Genomic DNA, 21,807 nt, shown 5'->3' with positions numbered 1-21,807 from the left:
AGCAGGATAGGACTTTTTAAATGGAAGAAATTGGGTAAATAGGCAGAATTATGACCATTAAACAGAGGAAAAACTCGTGAACTCTGGAATAAAACATACTATATCGACTTTTTATTACAGTTTTATGACAGTAACGTTCCTGTCATATATTTCACCAGTCTTCACATCCTCTGCCCATGCTGCCGGCTCGAATGATGCCATCGCCCTGATGGAAAAGCAGATACACGCCATGCAGGCCCAGCTTGACGTGATGAAACGGAAACAGGCAGCCGAGAATCGACGTGTCAGGGCCGAACTCGCCCGCCAGCGGGAACTCATCGAAGCTGACCCCTATGCCTCCAGAGCCAGACTTCTGGGCCAGTCCCCTGCCGGAGGCTACGGAACCGCCACACACTCACAGGCCGGAAAGAATGATGATGTCTTCGGCCTTGGTGACACGATCCTGTCACCTTCCCGCACGGCCAGCACCCCTTACGGTGAACTGACCGCCATTCCGCCCGCTCATCCGGACCTCTACAGCCCCATGCGGCGGGGGCAGCTCCAGGTCGGCGGTGTCCGCCTGACACTGGGCGGGTATCTGGAAGCCGCAGGTGTCTGGCGGTCCCGCAACAGTGCGGCCGACATTGCCAGTGCCTATAATGGCATCCCCTGGCACAACCAGCCCGCCTCCCACATGAGCGAATTCCACCAGACCGAACGGCAGAGCCGCCTTGCCCTGCTGGCGGAAGGGATGCTGACCAGAAAACTGGAAGCGGATGCCTATGTGGAAACCGACTTTCAGGGGGCAGGCTCATCCTCCAACTCCCGCCAGTCAAACTCCTATGTCCTGCGTGCCCGTGTCGTCTATGGCGAGCTAAAAGACCGGGATGATGGCTGGTACCTGCTTGGCGGGCAGAGCTGGTCCCTGATCACGCTCTTCAACAAGGGCATGCTGGCCCGTGACGAACAGACCCCCATGGTCATCGAGGCCCAGTATGTCCCCGGCTTCAACTGGACACGCAACTCCCAGTTCCGTGTCGTCAAGACCTTCGGCAAAGAGGAACGCTATGCCGCCGGTCTGTCCATCGAGAATCCCAGTGCCGTTCCGGCAGGCGTGTCGCCCTGCTCCAACGCCGCCAATCACTGCACCACGACAGACCGGCTGACAGGCACAAACGTCAACAACCCTTCCACCTATTACACGACGGACCCGGCACCGGACCTCATTGCCAAAATCGCAGCGGACCCAGGCTGGGGCCATTACGAACTCACGGGTGTTATGCGCTTCTTCCGGGACCGGACGAGTACACTGGATGAAGGAAGCAACCATACCCGCATCGCCGGGGGCGGCGGGGGCGGCATGGTCCTGCCGCTCATAGACAGGAAACTTTACTTTCAGGCTTCCGGCCTCGTGGGCACGGGGCTGGGCCGCTACGGCACGTCAAACATGCCGGATTATACCTATGGGCGTAATGGTGCCGTCACCCCCCTGCCGGAAGCCAACCTGCTGGTGGGCCTCTATGGCAACCCCCTCAGGAACCTGAAACTCTATTCTTACGCAGGGGCAGAAACCGTCCTCAGCCGCCGCTCCTTTGATGAAGATGGCAACCATTATGGCTATGGCAACCGCAACTTCGACATGCGGGGCTGCTTCACCGAACTTGCCACCAACTGCGCCGCTTCCGGCAATATCCGCACGGTGGCACAGGCCACCGGCGGCTTCTGGTATACGGCGGCCAAAGGGGACTACGGCACCCTGCTGGTGGGCGGACAGTATTCCCACACCCATGTGCAGGCCTTCTCCGGTCTCGGCGGCAGACCCAGAAGCGATGCCGACATGATCCTGATGTCTCTCCGCTACCAGCCTTTCAACTGAGGGTAACCTCAAATTTCCCTGGCCAGTACAGCCCGTACCTGACAGAAACAGGGTGATTCCTGTCTATCCTCGTAGTCGTACCAGCCTGAAGGAGACCCCATGCACATCACCATGATTGGCGGCGGTTATGTCGGGCTGGTATCGGGGGCATGTCTGGCGGCCTTCGGGACGGAGGTGACTGTCATTGAACATGACCCGGCACGGCTGGACCGCCTGGAGGCCGGAGACATTCCCCTCTATGAACCTGGGCTGGATGAACTGATCGCCCGGCAGCGGCAGGCAGGGCGTCTGGCCTTTTCTGATGATCTGGCATCCGCCCTCCAGAAGAGCCGTGCCGTCTTCATCGCCGTGGGCACACCCACACGTCGGGGCAGCGGCCATGCTGATTTAAGTTATGTCTACGCTGCTGCACGGGCCATTGCCGCCCATGCACCTGACAATCTGCTGATCGTCACGAAATCCACCGTCCCGGTCGGCACCGGGCGGCAGGTTGCGGCCATCGTCCGGCAGGCCCGGCCTGACCTGACCTTCCATATCGCCTCCAACCCTGAATTCCTGCGGGAAGGCCACGCCATCACCGACTTCATCCAGCCGGACCGTGTCATCATCGGGCTGGAAGAAACGACCGATGCATCATCCCCCGCCCGCACTCTTCTGGAAACCCTCTATGCACCCCTGAACGGACCGGAAAGCCGTCTCATCTTCATGGGACTGGAAAGTGCGGAACTCACCAAATATGCCGCCAATGCCTTCCTGGCCATGAAGGTCACCTTCGCCAATGAGATGGCCGATCTCTGCGAGGCCACTGGCGGACAGATCACCGACGTGACCCGTGGCATGGGCCTGGACCCCCGCATTGGCCCCCATTTTCTCACACCGGGGCCGGGCTATGGTGGTTCCTGCTTCCCCAAGGATACGCAGGCACTGGCAACATCCGCCCGCCTGGCAGGAACCCCCACCCAGCTCGTGGAAACCACCATCGCTGCCAATGAAGCCCGCAAACGTCGCCTTGCCGAACGCATCCTCACCCTTGCCGGTGGCAGCATCACGGACTGTACCATTGCCGTACTGGGGTTGACCTTCAAGGCCCATACGGATGACATGCGGCAGGCTCCCTCCCTGACCATCCTGCCCCTCCTGCACGAGGCCGGAGCAGCCCTGCGTGTTTACGACCCTCAGGGAATGGACACGGCCCGTTGCCTGCTGCCGGATGGCATCCTGTACGCAGACAGCCCCCTCCACGCGGCCGAAGGAGCGGACATGCTGCTGGTCCTGACGGAGTGGCCCGACTTCGCCGCCCTGACCCCCACCCGGCTGGCTGCACACATGAAAGGGCGACGGATACTCGACTGCCGTCAGATATGGCAGGCAGAAGACTGGCAGAAAGCAGGCTTTGACTATCACTGCCTGGGTATAGGCCCGTCACGGCCATATCACTGCCCATAAAGCGGACTATCTTCACATCATCAGCCTGCCTATAATGGTAGCAAGAACATGAAATGTGACAGGTGGACAGTATCTGTCCTATGTCCTTCCTGCTGGCGGGGTTGCCCTGCCATCTCTTGTATTCGGGAGTCCCTGTGTGAGCATGCGTAACGTCCGGACCTGTCTTCCCCTGTTCCTCAGGCATGTCTGCCTGGGGGCCGTGCTCGGCAGCAGCCTGATGGCAGAAAGCACCCTGGCCGCTGAATCCCGCAGCATTCTCCACGCCGACGATCTGGACCTCAGCGTGCCCTGCGCACAGGTGCAGATCAGGGCCGAACCCGGCCTGAAGGACAGTCTGGTGGTGGAGGAAGCGTTCGGCCTCACGCCGGACATCCAGACGACCCGTGACGGAACGGAGAGCCATCTGCGTCTCTCCCTCCATAACTGCCCCAAGGGCGGACGGCTGGTCATCCGTCTTTCCAGCGATACGGCCCTGACCCTGCATGACAGCCCGCAGGCCCACATCACCATTAGCGGTACACTCACCACGCTGGAGAGCAATCTGGATGATGCCTCCCTCCAGATCGAACGTGTGGAATCACTGGACATGTCCATCTCCGGCACGACGCAGGCCCATATTCACCAGCTGAACCGGGCGGCCCAGCTCAATGCCACGGGAGCTGCCCGGCTGGACGTGGATACGGCCCTCCTCTCCGCCTTCTCCGCCCAGATGTCGGACAACAGCCAGCTTTCCATCACTGATGGACAGATCGACAGTCTGACGCTGAACGTGTCCCATCAGGCTGAAGCCACCGTCATGGCCACCGTCAACAACGCCACCATCACCACAAATGACGGTGCCGGGGTCACGCTCAACAAGGTGACAGGCAGTGTTCAGGATGGTGGAACAAAGCACATCACCCATGCCTCCCCTCCGGAACCCGCCCCGGAAAAACCAGCCGTGCAGACACCGGCTCAGACACCTCAGCCGGACGGCCAGGCCCAGGGGCTGAGCAACCCTGTCGTGCCGCATATCCCCAAACAGGCCCCCACGACGCCCGGCTCATCAACTGCCAGACCAGCGGCCACCATACCGGCAGTTCCGACAACTTCGGCCCATGCAGTACAGCCACCAGCTGCGCCAGTGCCCAGAATCCTGCCACAGGCTCCGCAGCAGACCCAGCCGACGGTCAGCAGCCCGACGCCACCGGCCGTGAACCCGCCCGCAAAAACCATCCCCCCATCAGGAACCGCCCCCGCAGCCCCACAGAACCGGACATCACAGTGACCGTCAGAGAACAAAGGCAGACCGTGTGAGAGCTTTAACCCTTCCCTTCATTCTCCTTGGCCGTGGCGTACTGGGGGGCCTCCATCATGCGGGTGCCCTCAGCCTGTTCGCCCTGCGAGGACTGGCCGGTGCCCTGCGGCTGCCCCTCTACGGGCAGATCGTTCTCTCCTGCCTGATTGAGATTGGCTTCCTCTCCCTCCCTGTCGTTGCCCTGACGGCCATTTTCTCCGGGGCCGTCATTGCCCTTCAGTCCTATAGCGGCTTCAGTCACTTCCACGCACAGAATGCCGTCGGCAGCATCGTGGTCATGTCCATCACGAAGGAACTCGGCCCCGTTCTGGCCGGACTGATGGTAGCCGGACGCATCGGTGCCGCCATCGCCGCCCAGATCGGGGCCATGCGGGTGACGGACCAGATTGATGCCCTCAGCACACTGGCGACGGACCCCATCAAATATCTGGTCACGCCCCGCCTCATCGCCGGAATCCTGGCCCTCCCCTTCCTCGTCCTGATTGCGGACATTCTGGGTGTGGCGGGCGGTTTCATCGTGGCTGTGGGCAAACTGGGCTTCAGCCCTGCCCTCTACATCCACACCACCTATGCGTCCCTGCACAGCCATGACGTGCTGGTCGGGCTGCTCAAGGCAGCTGTCTTCGGCTTTCTCATCACCCTGCTGGGCTGTTATGAAGGCTATCACAGCCGGGGCGGTGCCGAAGGCGTCGGCCGCTCCGCCACGGCCACTGTCGTGGCATCCTCCATCCTGATCCTCGCCTTCGATTACCTGCTGACGGACCTCTTCTTCACCGCATGATGACAGTTTCACCCTCTTCCCGGCAGGACATGATGACCGACCAGCAGCCCCGCCTCCGCATCCGTGGCCTGAAAAAATCCTTTGGAGACCGGACAATCCTGAATGGCATTGATCTGGACATTCCTGCCGGAAAATCCACGGTCATCATTGGGGGGTCAGGTAACGGAAAGTCCCTGCTGCTGCGCTGCATCCTCGGGCTGATCGAACCCGATGAAGGGATCATTGAAATTGACGGTGAAAACATTCTGGAGACCAGCCGCAGCCGCCGTGAAACCCTGCTGAAACGGATCGGCATGCTCTTCCAGAACGCTGCCCTGTTCGACAGCATGAGCGTGCTGGACAACATCCTGTTCGGCCTCCGGGCCAAGGGAAAAAACAGAAAAAACCGGGCGGAACAGGAGCAGGAGGCCCTGCATCTCCTGTCCCAGGTCGGGCTGGGGGCACATGTGGCTCCGCTCAACCCGGCGGAACTCTCCGGCGGGATGCAGAAGCGTGTCGGCCTGGCCCGTGCACTGGCCGGACAGCCGGACATTCTCTTCTTTGATGAACCCACCACCGGGCTGGACCCCATCATGTCCGCCGTGATTGACGGCCTCATCAGTGACTGTGTCACCTGGCTGGGGTCCACGGCCCTGACCATCACGCACGACATGACATCTGCCACACGCATCGGCGATCATGCCGCCATGCTCTACGGTGGGAAGATCATCTGGCAGGGACCGGCCAGCACGCTGATGGACAGTGGCAACCCGATCGTGGACCAGTTCACCCACGGGCGGCGGGAAGGCCCCATCCCCACCAGCAGCATGACAGCCGGCTCTCCGGCAGGGCACTGACATGGCGAAGAAACCGGCCAGCCTGTTCGTCTGCCAGAACTGTCAGGCGCAATACCCCAAATGGACGGGCCGCTGCGAGCAGTGCGGTGAATGGAACAGTCTGGAAGAAGAAACCAGAACTGTCACGCCCAGCAAGACGGCTCCCGGGAAAAGGGGAGCCGAGCTGAAAACCACACGGCTGGATGGCAGGGCCACCCCTCCTGCCCGGCTGGACACGAACATGGCGGAACTGAACCGGGTTCTGGGCAGCGGGCTTGTTCCCGGCTCGGTGGTTCTGGTGGGCGGCGACCCCGGCATCGGCAAGTCCACCCTCATGCTCCAGATGACCTGCGCCCTCGCCAGAGCAGGCCATAATGTCCTCTATGTCTCCGGGGAAGAGGCCATCGACCAGATCCGCCTGCGTGCCCAGCGGCTGGAGCTGGACAGGGACCCCAAGGCTCTGGACCAGCTTGAACTGGCCGCCTCCATTAACGTCAATGACATCGCCACGACACTGGAGGAAAGACGGACCCTTCAGGTCGTGGTCATCGACTCCATCCAGACCATGTGGCTGGAAAGCGTGGCCAGCGCACCCGGTTCCGTCTCGCAGGTCCGCAGCTGTGCCTTCGAACTCATCCGGCTGGCCAAGACACTGGGGTTTGTCCTCATCCTCATCGGGCATGTCACGAAAGAGGGTGCCCTGGCCGGCCCCCGTGTACTGGAACATATGGTCGATGCCGTCCTCTATTTTGAAGGCGACCGGGGCCACCAGTTCCGCATTCTCCGGGCCGCCAAGAACCGTTTCGGTGCCACGGACGAAATCGGCGTTTTCGCCATGACGGATACCGGCCTGCGGGAGGTCCCCAACCCGTCCGCCCTGTTTCTGGCCGAACGGCACGGCAACATTGCCGGCTCCGCCGTCTTTGCCGGACTGGAAGGCACACGCCCCATATTGCTGGAAGTGCAGGTCCTGCTCTCCGCCAAGAGTGGCGATGGCGCGGCCCGCCGTGCCGTACTGGGCTGGGACAGCTCCCGGCTGAGCATGGTCCTTGCCGTGCTGGAGGCACGCTGTGGCCTGAAACTGGGCAGCATGGACATTCACCTCAATGTCACGGGTGGCCTGAAAGTCACGGAGCCTGCGGCTGACCTTGCCGTAGCCGCCGCCCTGATCTCTGCGGCCACGGGGCAGCCTACGGCCCCGGATGAAGCCTATTTCGGAGAAATCGGCCTGTCGGGCGAAATCCGGCAGGTCAGCCAGACAGGCATCAGGCTGAAAGAAATTGCCAAGCTGGGCTTTCGGCAGGCCGCCATCCCCCGCCATGTCGGCACGGCCAATGCCCGCCCCAAGGCTCCGCCCTCCCTCACCATTGTGGAGACCGGGCATCTCAGCGATCTGGTCCGCCGCTTCTCACCCGCCGACAAAGGTTAAATTCACCTCCTCCCCTTGACCCGACCGTGACCGTTTCTGAAACATGAGGGAGGTTCCCCCTCATGCTGCAAGGTGATCCTCATGACTGATTCCCCCACCCAGCCAAAGCCGGATCATAAGAAGCAGTATACGGCCCGGCATGTGCGGTTCCCTCATATCCGCCTGCCCCATATACGCTTTTCCCATAAGGAACTGGTGGACCGCCCCCTTGCCGGGCATCCTCATCCCGACCATCCTTTCCACTGGAAGTTGTATGGCACCGAGGCCATCGCCACGGCCATCATGCTGACCATCGGCATCAGCGTGACCACCATCCTGATCGCCCATGACTCGCCCATAGCCGCCATGCTGGCCCCGCATCCCGTCCTCCGCTCCATACTGGTCGGGCTGTTCTTCGGGCTGGCGGGAACCATCGCCACCCTGTCACCGTTCGGAAAAGTCAGCGGCGCCCATCTCAATCCGTCCGTGACCCTAGCCTTCTTCCTCACGAAGAAAATCCGCTGGCTGGATGCGCTGGGATACATCCTGGCCCAGCTTGTCGGGGCCTTTGCCGGTACGCTCATCGCCAGTGCGGGCCTCAGCCTCCTGCTGCCCTTCTGGCATCCCATGGTCAGCCAGATCAATTATGCCGGAACCTTCCCCTCCCACAGCTACAGTCTCGGCTTTGATGCCCTGATGGAAGCTGTCGCCACGGCAGGCATGATCCTCATCATCTATTTCACGGCCTCACGCCCGAAATGGCAGCATCTGACCACATGGGTCTGTGCCTTCTATTTTGCCGTCACCAACCCGCTGATCTCCGGTTTCTCCGGCAACAGCACGAACTTCATGCGGACACTGGCCCCCGATACGCTGGCCCATAACCTGCACGGTGTGTGGATCTATCTGGTCGGGCCTTTCATCGGCTCTGCCCTGGCTCTCCAGCTGGCCCGCCTCCTCTTCTCCCTGCACGGGCTGAAAGAGGCCCGCATCGTCAATTTCGGCCATCATGGCCGGGTGCCCCGCTACACTGCGCCGGAGGCCACCGGGCCGTCTCCCGAAGAGCTGAAACAGCAGGACAGGAAAACACCCTGATGAGAAAGCGGCAGGCACCCCGCCTTCAGCCCTGCCCGTCATCATCGAGCGCACGGATAGGTTCCTGCCCCCGTGTCAGGTCCCGCAGCCAAGTCTCCACGGCCGTGCGCTCCTGCACGGGGACAGCCAGCTCCATCATGGCCCCTTCCGCTCCGAAATCGCAGCGGCGGGTTTCCACATTCCAGCTGGGCAGCTTGGCTTCCACTTCCGCATAGACAGGAAAGGGACAGTGAAAGCCCAGACGGACCCGCTCCACCCGTTCGATCTTTGCCGCCTCACGCAGGCAGGCCGCCGCCGCCCCGCCATAGGCCCGCACGAGACCACCGGCCCCCAGCTTGATGCCACCAAACCAGCGGATGACGACCACCATGACCCCGTCAAAATCCTGCCCTTCTATGGCCGACAGGATCGGGCGGCCTGCCGTGCCGGATGGTTCACCATCATCACTGACACGATACCGCCCCCCGACACGGAAGGCCCAGCAGTTGTGGGTGGCATCCGGTACGGCCACCTCTGCCAGAAACGCCATCGCTCCAGCTTCATCTTCCACCGGGGCCGCCAGAGTGCGGAACACGCTGTGGCGGATGATACTCTCATGCTCGGCAATGCCGTCCAACGTCCAGGTCATGGCCTCCATTCTGCCGCAGAATGAGGCCCCTGTCAGCCAGAAAGCCCCGTGAAACTACAGGAAATCCCCCTCCGGCCTGACGGGCCTTTCTTTCATGCGGGGGATAGAAAAAAGCCATCCGTCAGGCTACTAATCCCTGAATGTGTGGCGGTCCCCGGGATCGTGTCCCCGGCCCGGACAGCCAGAAACACCATCATCATGCCCCCGCCAGCCTCATCCTGACGGATGAACCGGGGGTGTTCCGGTCCGGCTGGGACGCCGCCATCTGGCCCCGGCCCCTCCATATGTGTGCAGACCCTGAGGGTCACAAAGGGGACAGATTTTTCCATGCTTTCCACTCTGACAAGCCGCCTCAACGCTTTCTGCGGACGCCATGTCGCCCTTGTCCTGGCTATTTTCGTCCTGCTCTGTACAGGAGCCACATGGCTCAGCCTGACCCGCCTGGGCATCACGACAGAAACGGACAGGCTCTTTGCCGACACGCTGCCGTGGAAACAGAAAAACCGTCAGATAGAAAGCCTCTTCCCCGGCGAGAAAAACACTCTTGTGGCCATCATCAGTGCGGCCACGCCGGAAGAGGGCCGTGAGACCGCCAATGCCCTCACGGCCATCCTCTCGAAAGACACGGCCCATTTCGACAGGGTGGACCAGCCGGACGCAAACCCCTTCTATACCCGCAACGCCTTCCTCTTCGTTGACACGAAACAGCTTGAACCCCTGCTGGATTCCACGATTTCCGCCCAGCCCTTCCTGGGCACTCTGGCTGCTGACCCTTCCGCCCGCGGGCTGTTCGGCACATTCGGCCTCATGGCCAAGGCCATACGCAGCAGCCAGCCCATCCCTGCCAGCTTCAACACCGCCCTTGATGGCCTGACCAGGACCCTGAATGACGGTCTTGCAGGCCATGCCACACCCCTTTCATGGGAGAAACTGCTGGCCGGCGGGCTGAGCGACATGGGGGGACATTACCAGTTCGTCGTCACCCACCCAAAACCTGACTTCACATCATTCGAACCCTCAGAGGCCGCCACGACGGCCATGCGGACGGCCCTGAACAGCCTGCCCACCGTCAAGGCGGGCCGTGTCCACACACTCATCACGGGAGAAGCCAAACTCAGTGATGAGGAATTCTCCACCGTCGCCCAGGGCATGATCATCGGGCTGTTCATTTCCTTTGCCCTCGTCACGCTCTGGCTCCTGCTCGCAGCCCGCTCACTGCGTGTGGTCATCCCCATCCTGCTCACGCTCGTCATCGGGCTGCTGCTGACAACCGGTTTCGCCACGCTGGCCGTCGGCACCCTCAACATGATTTCCGTGGCCTTTGCCATTCTCTTCGTCGGCATTGCCGTGGATTTCGCCATCCAGTTCGGTGTGCGCTTCCGCTGCCAGAAAGATGAGGCAGGCGCACCGCTCTCACCCCTCGCTGCACTGGACCGCACGGGCACGGAAAGTGGCAGCCAGATATTCGTTGCGTCCCTGGCCACGGCAGCGGGCTTCCTTGCCTTCACCCCCACCAACTTCGTGGGCGTGGCACAGCTGGGGCTGATCGCCGGTGGCGGGATGCTGATTGCCTTCATCTGTACGCTGACCCTGCTGCCAGCCCTGCTGCGCCTCTTCCGGGCCACACCGGGCGACAGCCTCCGGGGCTTTGCCATTCTCGCCCCCGTGGACCGTGCCCTGCGCCGCTTCCGCCTGCCCGTGCTGGCCATTTTCGCCGTACTGGGCATCATCGGGGCCTGTCTGACACCATCACTCCTGTTTGATGCAGACCCTCTCCACACCAAGAACCCCAATACGGAGGGCATGAAGGCCCTGCAACTCCTTGAGGAGAACCCGCTTACCACACCCTACAATGCCCAGGTTCTTGTCCCGGACACGGCAACGGCCAGCCGTCTGGCGGCCGCTTTCAGCAAACTGGACAGTGTCCATGATGTCCTCTGGCTTGGTGCTCTCGTGCCGGAAGACCAGCCGACAAAACTCCAGATGATTCAGGATGCGGCTGACATCCTGCTGCCCACCCTGTCCGTCGCCCATCCGGCTCCAGCTCCCTCGGCAGCGGACCTCCGGGCCTCCGCCCTCAAGGCGGCCCACGAATTTGACGGGCTGGATGACCGGCTCACCCCGGCCCTCAGAGCACTTCATGACGCGCTGACACGTCTTTCCTCCGCACCGAACGGCACCCTGCTGGCCACAAATGAGGCCCTGACACGTTATCTGCCCAGTGAACTGACCCAACTGAAGACACTCCTGTCACCAACCGCCCCCATCACCCTGGAGAACATCCCTGCCGATATCCGCAGCGACTATATTTCTCCCTCCAACGGGGCCTACCGCCTCATCATCCACCCCAAGGGGCGGATGTCTGAAAACAGGACACTCCACCATTTCGTCCGTGAGCTGAAAAGCGTGACACCGGATATCTGCGGCCCTGCGATGGAAATCATCGCCAGTGCCGAGACCATTACACATGCCTTCATCACGGCAGCTCTCTGTGCCATCGTGGCCATTGCACTGATCCTTCTCGTCACGCTGCGCCGCCTGCTGGATACGCTCCTCGTCCTGCTGCCCCTGCTGCTTTCTTCCCTGCTGACGGTCATCCTGATCATCACGGTGCCAGAGCAGCTCAATTACGCCAACATCATCGCCCTGCCGCTGCTGCTGGGGGTTGGCGTCTCCTTCAACATCTATTTCGTCATGAACTGGCGGGCGGGCCTGAAGGACCAGCTTTCCTCCCCCACAGCCAGAGCCGTGCTGTTCTCCGCCCTGACAACAGGTTCGGCCTTCGGTTCACTGGCGGCCTCGGCCCATCCGGGCACGGCCAGCATGGGGCGGCTGCTGCTGCTCTCCCTCGGCTGTACGCTGATCTGCTCCCTGCTCTTCATCCCCGCTCTCCTGCCTGGCAGGAAAGGGGATGACGCCTGACCCTCCAAGACAGACCCGGTGCCACAGGAATCATGTCCACCTTAACTTTCAGGGTATGGAAGGTGAGACAGGTTCCTGCGGCTTCACCCTTCCGTGATGGAAGTCAAGTGCTTCCGATATGAAAATCACAGAAAAAGGGAATTCCTATAAAAGATTCTGTAGCAGAAACTTACCCCGGACCCTGTTTTTCTTCCGGGTTTCCCTTCGAAGAAAATTTCATAACCATCTGAATTATAATCATAATTTTCCATGAAAATCGCCTCATGAAAATGCCTGATTTTACCTGGTGATAGGTTTTTTATATCATAATAAAAAGTTTATTTTATAAGTATCTTTTGCATATTCTTGCCTTAAATCAATGTTGAGGCCCATTTTTTCCCGTCTTCTCGGCTCACCACTTCACAAACGAGCTGTGAAAGAAGACCATGAAACACTCCATCTTCTCCCGGACCATCCTGTGTACCACCCTTCTTGCAACGGGCCTTGGTGTCTCTCTTTCCACCGCCCATGCAGACACAGCAACCGGGACGGTCTCCACACTTAATACGGCCCAGCAGCGCAGCATTCTGGACCGCATCATGCATACGGCCCCCGGTGGCTGCCCCGTAAATGATGGCAAGGCAGCTCCCAACCCTTACGGAGTCTGGGCACGGGGTGATGGAAGCGAAACAGGCTTCGGTCCGATCTCTCAGTATGGAACACCCGCCGGAATGGACAGCATCAGCGTCCCCGGTACAGGCATCTGCGACAGGGACGACCCGTTCGACTCCTACAAGCACATGAAGCTGAATGACAGCGGTTCCATCTGGCTCAGCCTCGCCGGGGAAACCCGCCTCAACAACTGGTATGACAGACGGCCCGTCTTCGGTGCGGCCATCGACCCCACAACCTCCATGAAGGCTCGCCCCTTCAATTCAGGTCGTTTCGCCGTCCGCAACCTCTGGAGTGCGGACCTGCATTTCGGCCAGCACGTGCGCTTCTTCGGCCAGCTCATCAATGCGGATGCAGGCGGCTGGCGTGGATACAGCTATGACGGCACGTTCCGCAAGAATCTGGACCTGCAGCAGGCCTTTGTGGAACTCAGCGGCAATGCGGCCGGGGGGCATGGTGGCTTCATCTTCGGTCGCCAGCAGTTCCTTGATGCACCGGATTACATGATCGGCAACCGTGACGTGCTGAACGTCCCGCTCAGCTGGGATGGTTTCCGCATCTATGAACACTGGAACCGGGTCCGTTTTGACGGCTTCTACTTCATCAACACCAAGAACAACCACACGGACAGCTTCCGTGGGGGCAATTCCCTCTTCCACGACACGCTAGATTACAAGACCCGGCTGTACGGGGCCAATGTCACCATCGCTCCGCCGGATTTCCACTTCCTCGGCGAGAAGGGCTATTCCTTTATCAACCTGTTCTATTACGGGTATGAAATCAATGGCGGACCTGCTCAGCAGACCGTGATGTATAACGCCTCGGCTCTCGGCCATACCAAACGCAACAATTTCGGCCTGCGGTGGCATGGCGAGGCTGGTCCGATCAGCTTCTCCCTTGGCGGAGCCTACCAGCAGGGGACATTCTACCAGTCCTACAACAGGGCCAACCATTATGACAAAATGACCCGCAACGTGAATGCGTGGTCTATGAACGGTACGGTGGACTATCACTTCCGTCACGTCATGTGGCATCCGACCATCGGCATCCAGGGTGACGCCTATTCAGGCGGTGGTGCCCGTGGAACGACCGGCAGTGTGAACACCTACATTGAACCTTTCGGCGTGAACACGAACTATCTAGACCCGACCAACTACCTGACGGGCCAGAACCTGATCGACTTCGCTCCCAAGGCCAGCTTCACCCCCACGAACTACCTAACTTTCCAGCTGAAGCTCCCCATCTACTGGCGTTACAGCACAGGAGATGACACCTACTCCATCTATGGCCGCAACATCTTCGCTCGGCAGTTCACCTCCGGCATGTTCAATTCCTACAACCATAACTCCTTTGTCGGCATTGCCCCGCAGATGTCCGCCAGCCTGCGCCTTGGCCCACATCTGACATGGGACCACCATGTCGTCCGCTTCCTCACCTCCCATGCCATGCATCAGGTTGGTGCCCGTGATGCAACCTACTACCAGTCATCCCTAACATTGACCTACTGACAGCCGGAACAGCCGTCTGCCTCCTTCCGCTCCTGCCGTGATGCCACGCAGGAGCGGTTTGTTTTCTGACTTCTCAGTAATGACATTTGCATCCCTGCCCCAATGAGTCCATTATCAGTCCGCCATTAGTCCTATTTAATCACTCCAGAAGGTCCCCGCCATGCAGGCTGTCTTTCTCAATGCCATGAGCCGCCTTGGCTCCCCTGTCGTTCTAGTCACGACGGATGGACCGGCAGGGTGTCAGGGGCTAACCGTCTCCGCCATCACCAGCGTGACGGATGCACCACCTACCGTGCTGATCTGCCTGAATCGCAGCAATCAATCACACAAGGTATTTCTAAAGAATGGACGGCTTGGCATCAGCATTCTGGGCAGAGGGCATGACGAACTTGCCTTCGCTTTTGCCAACAGTGCCCTTTCCCCTGAAGAACGTTTCGTCTTCGGAACATGGCAGGCGGGGCCGCTTGGCTCACCTCTTCTGGATGACGCCCTTGCCACGCTCGACTGCACGATAGAAAACACGCACAGCATCGGTACTCATGATGTCCTGATCTGCCGTGTCCACAGCATCACGGTCAATGATGCAGCCGGTCACGGCCTGACATGGTTCGACCGTTCCTTCCATTATCTGCCTCCGAAATGCACCCCCTGCTGACCCTGTCAGAACAGGGCATCACCCAGCAGTTTGATGTTCAGGGCAACGATCATCAGAACAACCAGCCATGACAGTACGGCCAGCACGGGAGACAGGCGGAAACGCCCCATGTGCTTCCGGCTGCACACGAACCAGACCAACGGAATCATGGCAAAGGGAAGCTGCATGGACAGCACGACCTGACTAAACACCAGCAGGTCCCCCACCTTGCTCTGCCCGAAAATGGCAATCACGACAATGACCGGCAGAACGGCCAGACCACGGGTCAGAAGCCGCCGTGCCCAGTAAGGCAGATGAAGGTGCAGGAAACCCTCCATGACGATCTGCCCCGCCAGCGTTCCCGTCACGGTAGAATTGGTACCCGCCGCCAGCAGGGCCACGGCAAATAACGTGGATGCCAGCCCGAAACCCAGCACGGGGGACAGGAGCTTCCACGCATCGCTGATCTCCGCCACATCCTGATGGCCCGTGCCGTGAAAGGCCGCTGCCGCCACGATCAGGATGGCGGCATTGATGAACAGGGCAAGCGTCAGGGCCAGGGTGCTGTCCCATGTGGCCCAGCGCAACGCATCCTTCCGCCCTTCATCCGTGCGGGGATAGGTCCGGCTCTTGACCAGAGAAGAATGCAGATAGAGATTGTGGGGCATGACGGTCGCCCCGATGATGCCGATGGCCACATAAAGCATGGCCGGGCTGGTGAAGACCGTTGATGACGGGACAAACCCCTTCAGCACCGCTCCGACAGGCGGGGCCGCAGCAACGAGCTGCACACCGAAACAGACAGCAATGATCCCCAGCAGGGTAATGACGAAGGCCTCCAGTGCCCGCATCCCCCGCCGCATGAGCAGCAGGACGATGAACACGTCCAGCACGGAAATCAACGTCCCGGCCATGATGGAGATGCCGAAGAGCAGATTCAACGCCACCGCCGTCCCGATGACCTCCGCCAGATCACAGGCAATGATGGCCAGTTCACAGGTCAGCCAGAGGGGCAGGCTCAGCCCCCGTGGCAGCCAGTCCCGGCAGGCCTGTGCCAAGTCCTTCCCGGTGACGATCCCCAGACGGGCGGCCAGGGCCTGCAACAGGACGGCCATGATATTGGCCAGCAGGATGACCGAGAGCAGCCGATAGCCGAACTGGGCACCGCCCTGGAGGTCCGTCGCCCAGTTGCCGGGGTCCATGTAGCCCACGGCCACCATGTAGCCCGGCCCCACGAAAGCCAGAAAGCGGCGGAACCAGAAGCTCGCCCGCTCCGGCACCGAAACGGCACCGTGGCCGGCATCCCCCAAAGGCATGGCATCCGCCTCTTTCACAGCTTTACCCTCTCCCGTCATTCCTGCCCGCAAGGATCAGGATGCAGCGTCATCCTTGAACCAGACCTCAACCGGGCCTTTCAGCTTCAGGGTCATCGGGCGGCCACGCCGGTCCAGCGTCCGGCCGACAGCAACACGGATCCAGCCTTCACTGATGCAGTATTCCTCGACATTGGTCTTCTCTTCACCCTTGAAGCGCACACCAATACCACGGCTCAGTATCTCTTCATTGAAGTGCGGGCTGTCCGGGTAGATCGAGAGACGATCAGGAATTGTATCACTCATCCGTTAATCCATCCTTTTGAGATTAGGGTCAGACCGCCCCTGTAATGGTTCCGGCGGCATCCTCCCTCCATAACAGGCAACCCGCCAAAAAGAACCCCCCAATATGATGCGGCCTCCGCATGAAAAACGGGCCGTTCACGCCCTGTGGGAATGAACGGCCCGCCTCTCCCGGAAACCGGAAAATCAGGCAACCTCGAACATCGCTTCAACCTCGACCGGCGCATTCAGCGGCAGGCTGGGCACACCAACGGTCGAACGGGCATGCTGCCCGACCTCGCCCACAAAAACCGCTGCGGCCAGATCGGACGCCCCGTTCATCACGGCCGCATGATCGGTGAAATCCGGTGTGCAGGCCATGAAGCCACCAAGGCGCACCACACGGCGCACACGGGAAAGGTCACCCCCCAGAGCCGTATTCAGCTGGGCCAGAATGTTGATGAAGCAGGCCCTGGCACAGGCAGTTCCGGCCTGATTGGAGACCTCGGCCCCCAGCTTGCCGGTAATCAGCAGCTTGCCATCCACCAGCGGGAGCTGTCCGGACACGACCAGCAGGTTCCCCGTCCGCACGACCGGCAGATAATTGGCAACCGGGGCCGCTGCCACGGGCAGCTCGATGTTCAGTGCAGCAAGGCGGTTTTCTGGCGTGGACATGACAATTTTCCTTTCTGTCTCATCACTTCATTGAATGAACCGGCCGCCAGACTGCGCCGTAACGACGGCCTTGCCAAGGGGAACAGGCAAGAAACACGCCTTCATCCAGCCGCCCGGTCCAGTGCCTGTGCCAGATCATCCAGAATGTCGTCCGGATGTTCCAGCCCGATGGACAGACGGACATAGCCCGGTGACACGCCAGCCGCCTTCTGTTCCGCCTCACTCAGCTGGGCATGTGTGGTGGAAGCCGGATGAATGGCCAGACTGCGGGCATCCCCGATATTCGCCACATGATAGAACAGCTCCAGCGCATCAATGAAACGCTGACCTGCCTCACGGCCACCGGGCAGCTCGAACCCGACCAGCCCTCCGAAACCACCCTGCAGGACGGCTTCAGCCCGTCGGCGGGCCTCACATTCCTGCAAGGCCGGATAGATCACACGCTCCACATCGCTACGCTCCACCAGGAACTGTGCCACTTTCAGCGCATTCTCACAGTGACGGGGCATCCGCAACGGAAGCGTCTCCACACCTTGAATCAGCTGGAACGCATTGAAAGGCGACAGGGCGGCCCCACCATCCCGCAGCAGCACGGCCCTGGCCCGCAGCGCATAGGCCACCGGCCCCAGAGGGCGGGCCGCTTCCGTCCAGACAGCCCCGTGATAGCTGGGGTCCGGCCGGGTCAGGAGTGGATGCCGCCCTGCCCACTCAAACTGCCCACCGTCAATGATCAGCCCGCCAATGGATGTCCCGTGGCCACCAATATATTTTGTGGCAGAGTAGATCGTAATGGCCGCCCCCTGCTCCAGAGGACGGGCCAGAAGAGGGGCTGCCGTGTTATCAACAATCAGCGGAATCCCCAGTGTGCGCCCTGCTTTGGCAATGGCTGCCATCGGCGCAACAACCAGCTTGGGATTGGGCAGAGTCTCCAGATACCAGGCCCGTGTCCTCTCATCACTGGCCGCCTCAAAAGCGGACGGATCGGAGGGGTCAACAAAACGCACCTCTATGCCCATGTTCTTTAATGTATGGGCAAACAGGTTCCATGTCCCGCCATACAGGTCCGTTCCGCTGACAATATTGTCGCCCGCCTCTGCCAGTGTCTGCACGGCCATGGCCGCAGCCGCCTGACCCGACGCCACCGCCACGGCAGCCGCTCCGCCCTCCAGAGCCGCCATGCGTTTCTCGAGCACGTCAACAGTCGGATTTGTCAGGCGGGAATAGATCATGCCCACCTCTTTCAGGGCAAAACGGGCGGCGGCCTGCTGACCGGTTTCAAACTGGTAAGACGTCGTCTGATGAATGGGTGGCACGACCGATCCCGTCACCGGGTCCGCCCGCCAGCCCGCATGGAGGGCCAGTGTTTCAGGGTGCCGTGTTCTGCGTGCCATTCTGGCCTCCTCACATGTCCTGTTTCATCCGCTCCACCAGCAGGAGGGAACCGGTTCTTCCATCTAGACACATCATGCCATGCCAGCACAACACCCCCGACCCCGTGAAAACGGCCGATCCCGCAGCACTGTTTCTGTCCAGAAATGAATCTGTTGTAATCGCTCTCATAGGGAATATAGGATTGATTTTATCCAGAATGACTTTATAAGCGGCGGCTCTTCTTATCATTCCAGTCCGTTAGAAGGGTTACAGTCCATGCAGCTTGCTTCCCTTGTCCGCAATGAGACCGGTGTGGATGACGCACCGACAGTTGTCATGCTTCATGGCGTCTTCGGACGGGCACGTAATCTAGGGATTCTCCAGAGGGCACTCAGCCCCCATTTCAATACGGTGGCCTTCGACCTCCGCTGCCACGGGGACAGTCCCCACGCCCCCATCTCCTACCCGGAAATGGCCAGGGACGTACTGGAAAGCATGGACGCTCTGGGGATCAGGGAAGCCTACATCGTAGGGCACTCCATGGGCGGCAAGACGGCGATGGCCACCACGCTGACCGCCCCGGACCGGATCAAGAAGCTTCTGGTGGCAGACATCGCCCCGGACACGATGATTCATGGCCAGCATGATCTGGCCCAGCAGCTCTACCATACCCCCCTGCCCACCCTGAAAAGCCATGCAGAAATCCGCAAGTTCCTGCATGACCTGACGGAAGACCCCGCCGTGGGGGAACTGATTGCCCAGCACATCACTCCTGGTGACCCGGCCCAGTGGAACATCGGCGTGACGGACATTGTCGCCAGCTTCCCCGTGATTCAGGAATGGCCTGATGCCTTCGAGGGCAAGACATGGGACGGCCCGGCCCTGTTCGTCCGTGGCGGGAATTCACCCTACATCAAGCCGCATCATCATGAGGTCATCCAGGGGTACTTCCCCAGGGCAGAGATCAAGACCATCCCCAATACCGGCCATTGGGTTCATGTTGAAGACGCCCCGAGCTTCAATGCCATGATGCTGGACTTCTTCCTGCGCAGCTGAAACAGCTTCATCAGCTCCTGACGGAAAAGGGCCGCTCTTTGGAGCGGCCCTTTTTTTCTGACTGGTCAGGCTTTCTTCAGACGTTCCGACAGACTCATGGCGTGAGCATCCAGCCCTTCCTCATGGGCAAGGATCACACCGGCAGGACCAACCTTCTTCAGCCCCTCCATGTCCGTCTCGATGGAGGTTGTCCGCTTCAGGAAGTCATAGACGGACAGACCGGACGCAAACCGGGCCGTGCGGCTGGTCGGCAGGACATGGTTGGGGCCACCCACATAATCCCCGACAGCCTCCGGACAGAAACGCCCCATAAAGATCGCACCCGCATGGCGGACCTTCAGACTGAAAGCACGGGGATCATCCAGCAGTACTTCCAGATGCTCCGGGGCAAATTCATTCACCACCTCGGCGGCTTCATCCTCGGAGCGGACAATCACGACCGCACCACAGTCATCCCAGCTTTTACGGGCAATCTTTGCACGGGGCAGTGTCTTCAGCTCTTCCTCAACCGCTGCAATGACCTTTTCAGCAAAGGCCTCATCCTGCGTGATGAGAACGGACTGGGCCTGCTCGTCATGTTCCGCCTGTGCCAGCAGATCAATCGCCACAAGGCGGGGATCATTGGTCCCGTCAGCCACCACCACGACTTCAGATGGCCCGGCGATGCTGTCGATCCCCACATGGCCGAACACCTGCCGCTTGGCCTCCGCCACAAAGGCATTCCCCGGCCCCACGATACGATCCACCGGGGCGATGGTCGGCGTCCCATAGGCAAGGGCACCCACAGCCTGCGCCCCGCCGATACGGTAAATCTCCGTCACGCCACAGAGGCGGGCAGCCTCCATGACAAGCGGATTCAGCACACCATCCGGCGTCGGCACACACATGGCCAGACGCTTTACCCCCGCCACATGAGCCGGAAGGGCATTCATCAGCACGGAAGACGGATAGGCCGCCTTGCCACCGGGCACATACAGACCAGCAGCATCCAGTGCCGTCCAGCGCATTCCCAGCCGCAGACCGGCTTCATCCGTATAGTCCAGGTCCCCGGGAAGCTGCGCCTCGTGAAAGGCCCGGATACGCTTTGCTGCCAGAGCCAGAGCCTCTTTTGTCTCCGGGGCAACACGGTCCGCCGTTTCCCTGATCTCCGCCTCGCTGATGCGCAGCTGAGCGGGGGAGAGCTTCAGCCGGTCAAACCGTTCCGTGTAATCACAGAGGGCCTCATCACCCCGCTTCTGCACATCGGCCAGAATGGCCCGCACCGGCTCGGCAACGGAACCGCTCTGCTCTCCCCTGCGGGCCAGAACAGCCTTCAGTTCGGCAGCAAACTGCGGTGATGTCGTGTTCAGGCGTTTCATCAGACGGACTCCCCTTTCTGGACAGACTGGGCAACCGCAGAGCGGAACCGCTCAATCAGGCTGCCCACTTCCTCGGGACGGGTTTTCAGGGCAATACGGTTCACGATCAGGCGACTGGTGACATGGGCAATCGTTTCCACTTCTTCCAGCCCGTTGGCCCGCAGGGTGGAGCCTGTATCCACAAGGTCCACGATCACATCGGCCATATCCAGTGCCGGAGCCAGTTCCATCGCCCCATGAAGATGCACGATCTCGGCATTGATGGCCCGTGAAGCAAAATGGCGGCGGGCAATGGCCGGGTATTTGGTCGCCACCCGCAGGCGGGACCGCCCCTCCGGCGGCTCACCATCACCACTGCCCTTCGGGCGGGCCACAGCAATGCGACACCCGCCAATTCCGAGGTCCAGCGGGGCATACAGGTCAGGATAGTCGAACTCCAGCAGCACGTCCGCACCACAGACGCCAATGTCAGCCCCGCCATAGGCCACAAACGTCGCCACATCGAAAGAGCGTACCCGCACGACATCCAGCCCCGGACTGGAAGTCGGGAAACGGAGGCGGCGGCTGCTCTCATCCAGACAGTCCTGCGCCGGCTCAAACCCCGTATGATGCAGGACAGGACGGAGGGCCTTGAGAATCCGCCCCTTGGGAAGGGCCAGAATAAGCGGCGTCTTTGCCTGCATATCAGTCATGGTTAAGCTCCTGCTTGCAA

Annotated in this window: 18 protein-coding genes; 11 read left to right on the top strand and 7 right to left on the bottom strand. The window is 60.6% G+C overall.

The features are described 5' to 3' along the window. The first annotated feature begins 208 nt into the window (after nt 1-208). The 7 genes from NQF87_RS05985 to NQF87_RS05955 all read left to right on the top strand — a co-directional run bounded on the left by NQF87_RS05985 (nt 209) and on the right by NQF87_RS05955 (nt 8,697). Nucleotides 209-1,855 carry a hypothetical protein gene (locus NQF87_RS05985; RefSeq protein ID WP_266127505.1) on the top strand — a complete coding sequence of 549 codons (1,647 nt, stop codon included), beginning with the start codon at nt 209-211 and terminating at the stop codon, nt 1,853-1,855. 99 nt (nt 1,856-1,954) lie between these two features. Further along, nucleotides 1,955-3,301, top strand: a complete 1,347-nt coding sequence (locus NQF87_RS05980) for a UDP-glucose dehydrogenase family protein (protein ID WP_266127504.1) — start codon at nt 1,955-1,957, stop codon at nt 3,299-3,301. Nucleotides 3,302-3,437: 136 nt separating this feature from the next. Beyond that, nucleotides 3,438-4,568: a hypothetical protein gene (locus NQF87_RS05975; protein WP_266127503.1), complete on the top strand. Its 1,131-nt coding sequence runs from the start codon at nt 3,438-3,440 to the stop codon at nt 4,566-4,568. 25 nt (nt 4,569-4,593) lie between these two features. Further along, nucleotides 4,594-5,379, top strand: coding sequence for an MlaE family ABC transporter permease (locus tag NQF87_RS05970; protein ID WP_407652018.1), 786 nt, complete (start codon nt 4,594-4,596; stop codon nt 5,377-5,379). A gap of 32 nt (nt 5,380-5,411) precedes the next feature. Further along, a complete protein-coding gene (locus tag NQF87_RS05965; RefSeq protein ID WP_266127600.1) occupies nt 5,412-6,215 on the top strand; it encodes an ABC transporter ATP-binding protein in 804 nt (267 codons plus the stop codon). A 1-nt stretch (nt 6,216) separates the two neighbouring features. Beyond that, a complete protein-coding gene (gene radA, locus NQF87_RS05960) occupies nt 6,217-7,623 on the top strand; it encodes a DNA repair protein RadA (protein ID WP_266127502.1) in 1,407 nt (468 codons plus the stop codon). An 81-nt stretch (nt 7,624-7,704) separates the two neighbouring features. After that, on the top strand, nt 7,705-8,697 hold the full coding sequence (locus tag NQF87_RS05955) for an MIP/aquaporin family protein (protein ID WP_266127501.1): 993 nt from the start codon (nt 7,705-7,707) through the stop codon (nt 8,695-8,697). A gap of 25 nt (nt 8,698-8,722) precedes the next feature. On the opposite strand, the gene NQF87_RS05950 is transcribed toward NQF87_RS05955, so the two are convergent. Further along, entirely contained in the window at nt 8,723-9,334 is a 612-nt protein-coding gene (locus NQF87_RS05950) for an IMPACT family protein (RefSeq protein ID WP_266127500.1), read from the bottom strand. A gap of 318 nt (nt 9,335-9,652) precedes the next feature. On the opposite strand from NQF87_RS05950, the gene NQF87_RS05945 reads away from it, so the two are divergent. From NQF87_RS05945 to NQF87_RS05935, 3 genes are all read left to right on the top strand, one after another. After that, complete coding sequence (locus NQF87_RS05945; protein WP_266127499.1) at nt 9,653-12,247, top strand: MMPL family transporter; 2,595 nt, start codon at nt 9,653-9,655, stop codon at nt 12,245-12,247. A 425-nt stretch (nt 12,248-12,672) separates the two neighbouring features. Next, nucleotides 12,673-14,406 (top strand): alginate export family protein, encoded by a 1,734-nt coding sequence (locus NQF87_RS05940; RefSeq protein WP_266127498.1) that lies wholly within the window; start codon nt 12,673-12,675, stop codon nt 14,404-14,406. A gap of 160 nt (nt 14,407-14,566) precedes the next feature. Then, the gene (locus tag NQF87_RS05935; protein WP_266127497.1) at nt 14,567-15,061 is read left to right on the top strand and encodes a flavin reductase; all 495 of its coding nucleotides are present in this window, start codon (nt 14,567-14,569) and stop codon (nt 15,059-15,061) included. Nucleotides 15,062-15,066: 5 nt separating this feature from the next. Here NQF87_RS05935 and NQF87_RS05930 read toward each other — a convergent pair whose 3' ends face one another. The 4 genes from NQF87_RS05930 to NQF87_RS05915 form a co-directional block, all read right to left on the bottom strand. After that, nucleotides 15,067-16,356 (bottom strand): Nramp family divalent metal transporter, encoded by a 1,290-nt coding sequence (locus tag NQF87_RS05930; RefSeq protein ID WP_266127599.1) that lies wholly within the window; start codon nt 16,354-16,356, stop codon nt 15,067-15,069. A gap of 54 nt (nt 16,357-16,410) precedes the next feature. Further along, nucleotides 16,411-16,659 (bottom strand): DUF3297 family protein, encoded by a 249-nt coding sequence (locus NQF87_RS05925; protein ID WP_266127496.1) that lies wholly within the window; start codon nt 16,657-16,659, stop codon nt 16,411-16,413. A 183-nt stretch (nt 16,660-16,842) separates the two neighbouring features. Continuing rightward, nucleotides 16,843-17,310: a RidA family protein gene (locus tag NQF87_RS05920; protein ID WP_266127495.1), complete on the bottom strand. Its 468-nt coding sequence runs from the start codon at nt 17,308-17,310 to the stop codon at nt 16,843-16,845. 101 nt (nt 17,311-17,411) lie between these two features. Beyond that, on the bottom strand, nt 17,412-18,701 hold the full coding sequence (locus NQF87_RS05915; protein ID WP_266127494.1) for an O-acetylhomoserine aminocarboxypropyltransferase/cysteine synthase family protein: 1,290 nt from the start codon (nt 18,699-18,701) through the stop codon (nt 17,412-17,414). Between the two features lie 256 nt (nt 18,702-18,957). On the opposite strand from NQF87_RS05915, the gene NQF87_RS05910 reads away from it, so the two are divergent. After that, nucleotides 18,958-19,737: an alpha/beta fold hydrolase gene (locus NQF87_RS05910; protein WP_266127493.1), complete on the top strand. Its 780-nt coding sequence runs from the start codon at nt 18,958-18,960 to the stop codon at nt 19,735-19,737. 65 nt (nt 19,738-19,802) lie between these two features. On the opposite strand, the gene hisD is transcribed toward NQF87_RS05910, so the two are convergent. Further along, nucleotides 19,803-21,095: a histidinol dehydrogenase gene (gene hisD, locus NQF87_RS05905; protein ID WP_266127492.1), complete on the bottom strand. Its 1,293-nt coding sequence runs from the start codon at nt 21,093-21,095 to the stop codon at nt 19,803-19,805. Then, entirely contained in the window at nt 21,095-21,787 is a 693-nt protein-coding gene (hisG, locus tag NQF87_RS05900) for an ATP phosphoribosyltransferase (RefSeq protein WP_266127491.1), read from the bottom strand. Before hisG ends, hisD begins: the two co-directional genes overlap by 1 nt. Between the last annotated feature and the right edge of the window lie 20 nt (nt 21,788-21,807).

Origin of the sequence: Bombella dulcis (assembly GCF_026385505.1) — a bacterium.
In the GTDB taxonomy this organism is placed as follows: domain Bacteria; phylum Pseudomonadota; class Alphaproteobacteria; order Acetobacterales; family Acetobacteraceae; genus Bombella; species Bombella dulcis.
This window is presented reverse-complemented; position numbering and strand designations above follow the sequence as displayed.